Annotated in this window: 3 protein-coding genes and 1 pseudogene; 2 read left to right on the plus strand and 2 right to left on the minus strand. The window is 62.6% G+C overall.

Going from position 1 to position 3,263, the window contains the following annotated elements; all coding sequences use genetic code 11:
* Positions 1-276 (minus strand): annotated as a pseudogene (locus BLX42_RS02385) (beta-glucosidase); the annotation flags it as partial.
* Between the two features lie 186 nt (positions 277-462).
* Between BLX42_RS02385 and BLX42_RS02390 the strand changes: the two are divergent.
* Together BLX42_RS02390 and BLX42_RS02395 are read left to right on the plus strand one after the other, a co-directional pair.
* Entirely contained in the window at positions 463-1,080 is a 618-nt protein-coding gene (locus BLX42_RS02390; protein WP_161871060.1) for a TPM domain-containing protein, read from the plus strand.
* A gap of 99 nt (positions 1,081-1,179) precedes the next feature.
* A complete protein-coding gene (locus BLX42_RS02395; RefSeq protein ID WP_161871061.1) occupies positions 1,180-2,409 on the plus strand; it encodes an SAM-dependent methyltransferase in 1,230 nt (409 codons plus the stop codon).
* Positions 2,410-2,440: 31 nt separating this feature from the next.
* Here the strand turns inward: BLX42_RS02395 and BLX42_RS02400 are convergent.
* Positions 2,441-3,263 (minus strand): DUF4917 family protein (locus BLX42_RS02400; protein WP_161871062.1); only part of this gene is annotated, 823 nt, incomplete at its 5' end.

A 3,263-nucleotide genomic window follows, 5' to 3' on the forward strand; every position in this document is an offset into this window, starting at 1 on the left:
GGCGGCGTCCTGCATGGGCCGGTTCTCGGGGGCAGTGCGCGAGTTGAAGGTACCGCCGATACGGCCTGCGGCGATTTCTTCGCGGATCTTGTCGCGTGGCATCTCCGGGCCGATGCTGATCAGGCGCAGCTGGCCGATCTTTTCAGCCTCGGTCATCTGGCTGATCAGATGCTCGATGAATGCCTGCTTGTCCTGCAGGGGCGGGGCGGTGGGGGCGGCAAGGGCCGCCTGGCTGGCAAGGCCCAAGGCCAGGCCCAGCAAAGACAGTTTCATCATGAATTCCGTTGTCGAGGCCTGTGCCGTATCCACGGTGATACGCGCGCGGCCGAAGTTTTCAGGCGGCTATTGTTGTACGATTCACCGGCATTAATTCCAGCGGCGGATTATGCCTGATTATGGCGCTCGCTGAGGATCACCCGAGTGCCGGGACAACAACTATAAAAACGATCAGAGACCGAAGGCATGACTTCCCTCGACGAATACGAGCAGCGTCAGATCGCTGAGGCCATCGCGCGCGTGGAACGGCGCACCGATGCCGAGCTGGTGACCGTGCTGGCCCGGCGTGCCGATGATTACGCCTACCTTCCACTGTTCTGGGCCGCCGTGCTGGCGCTGGTGGTGCCTGGCCTTTTGCAGCTGCTGCTGGGCTGGCCCGTTGGGCACGGGCTGCTGGTGGCCAACCTGCTGCTGTTCATCGGCTTTTGTGCGCTGCTACGTACCCCACGCCTGAACGCCTGGTTGGTCCCCCCTGCGCTGCGCCGCTGGCAGGCATCGCGCCTGGCCCGGCAACAGTTTCGCGAGCAGAAACTGCATTGCACGGCCAAGGGGGCTGGGGTGCTGATCTTCGTGGCCGAGGCGGAGCTGCATGTGGAGATCCTGGTCGATCAAGGTATCGATTGCCACCTCGATGCACACTCGCGTGCGGTGATTGGTGCCCGCTTCGCCGAACAGGTGCGCCAGGGCCGTACCTTGCAGGGGTTTGTCGAGTGCATCGAGGCCTGCGGTGAACGGCTGTGCGAGCACGTGCCACGCACCCACGCACGCAACGAGCTGCCGAACCGTCTGGTGATTCTAGAGTGAACCACGCCCATCGCGAAAACCTTCGCCTGGGCCAGGCATCAACGTAGAATGCGCGGCATTGCGCAACGCGCTCACCGCTATCCGAGGCACCTGTTTTCCATGTCCGCCAGTACTTCCGCTTCTATCGCGCCGGACGCGCGCGCCCAGTTTCTCGACCTGCTGAGCGCTGCCTTGCACGGCAATACCCTGGTCAAACTGGTGCTGGCGCGCCATGTCGGCGAGGACCAGACCCTGCAGCGGATCATCGCCAAGCCGGTGCAGGTAAAAGGGCAGCCCAACCTTTCGTTGGTCTACCGCCACCAGACCCGCGACATCACCCGCAACGTGCCGGTGGACCAGGCCCAGGCACTGATCGCCGAGCTTCTGCCGCAGAGCTTTCGCAACGCCCACCTGTTCGACGCCGACGGCGAAGTGCAACTGACCTTCAGCAAAAAGGGCAAGCCGATGCTCCAGCGCCACGGTGCCCAGGCGCCGCGCGAGGCTGCTGCCAGCACGGGCCACGACCGCGAGAAGAAGCGTTACCTGGAACTGTCGCGGCCCTTCCTGCGTGATCTGGGCGTGACCGACGCACAGGGTGCGCTGATCCCGTCCATGTCGCGCAAGTGGAAGCAGATCAACAAGTTCGTTGAAGTGTTCGATCACGCACTGGCCAATGCGCCGGTGCCGGCTGACCAGGTGCTGCGGGTGGCCGATTTCGGTTCAGGCAAGGGCTACCTGACCTTCGCCATGCACGACTACCTGAGCAACAGCCTGGGCCGCGCAGCCCAGGTGACTGGGGTGGAGCTGCGTCAGGACATGGTCGATTTGTGCAATGCAGCGGCTTCGCGTCTGGAGCATCCGGGCCTGGAGTTTCAATGCGGTGACGTGCGCAGCGTAGTACCCGAGGCCATCGAGGTGATGATCGCCCTGCATGCCTGCGACATTGCCACCGATTACGCGATCCACACCGGAATCCGTTGCAACGCTGCGATCATCATGTGCTCGCCGTGCTGTCACAAGCAGATTCGCCCGCAACTGCACAGCCCGGGCTTGCTGCAGCCGATGCTGCAATACGGCCTGCATCTGGGGCAGCAAGCCGAGATGCTCACCGACAGCTTGCGCGCGCTGTATCTGGAAGCCTGTGGTTACGAGACCAAGGTGTTCGAGTTCATCTCGCTTGAGCACACCAACAAGAACAAGATGATTCTTGCGGTGAAGCGCAAGCAGCCCGTAGCGGCGCAAGCGCTGCTGGAAAAGATTGCGCAACTGAAAGCGTTTTATGGGGTGCAGGAGCATTGCCTGGAGACGTTGTTGCGCAACGACGGGTTGATTCCCCCCATCTCAGCGTAAGTCGGCTGTGGCGCTCGTCCCCGAGCGCCTGTCAGTGTTCTGCATGCACTGGCATCTTTATCGCGTACTCCGCCAACCCCAACGGATGCGTACCCGCATCAAAGAAATGCAGCGCTGTCCCCGCCAGATCACCAAAGCGGTCCACAAAGTGCTGCTTCTGATTGACCACCGAAGCCTCGCTCAACGGCCGTATGGCAATCGAAAGATGGCGCGGCCGCGCCTGGCGAATCGCTTCGAGCAAGTGCTGGTCACTGCTGTCCAGGTGCTGCCCGAACAGGCATAGCCCCTGGTTTTCCTGGGCCAGCTGGCCCAGGCACCAAGCCAGGTAGTCCGAGTTGCGGATGGCGCGCAGTTTTTCGTCACTGCGGTCTTCGTTGACGAACAGTGGTACTTCACCCGGAATGTTCACGGCGAAGCCGTCCAGCAGCTCGGCGCTTTCGGCGCTGCGCTGACGGGTGGTACCGTCGGGCAGCTTGAGCAGGTGCAGGCCGCCGTGCAAATGCAGCACGCGCGTCCCTTCGCTGCGGGTGCGGCGTACGTCGAAGAAGCCTTGCTCATCGAACAGCGTGGCGACGCCCTGGGGTGCGTGCTGCACTGCCCAAGGCAGGATCAGGTCGTAGTTGCTGGTATAGACACTGCGGTAGCCGCGCAAGGCTTGGTTGATCGATGCCAGGGTTGTCGCTGGCATCTTTGGCCATGGCAGGTGCACGGTACGCACGGCGTGGATCAGCGCTTCCTTGATCGAGTAGTAGCGGTTCAGCGGCGCGGTGGAGTTGATCGCCAGGGCGGCGTTGGCGCGCACAGTCTGGTTCAGCGTGCTCAGCACCGGCTCGAACAATTCAGTGCCCAAGGAC

Source organism: Pseudomonas sp. SG-MS2 (genome assembly GCF_009933855.1).
Taxonomy (GTDB): Bacteria; Pseudomonadota; Gammaproteobacteria; order Pseudomonadales; family Pseudomonadaceae; genus Aquipseudomonas; species Aquipseudomonas putida_E.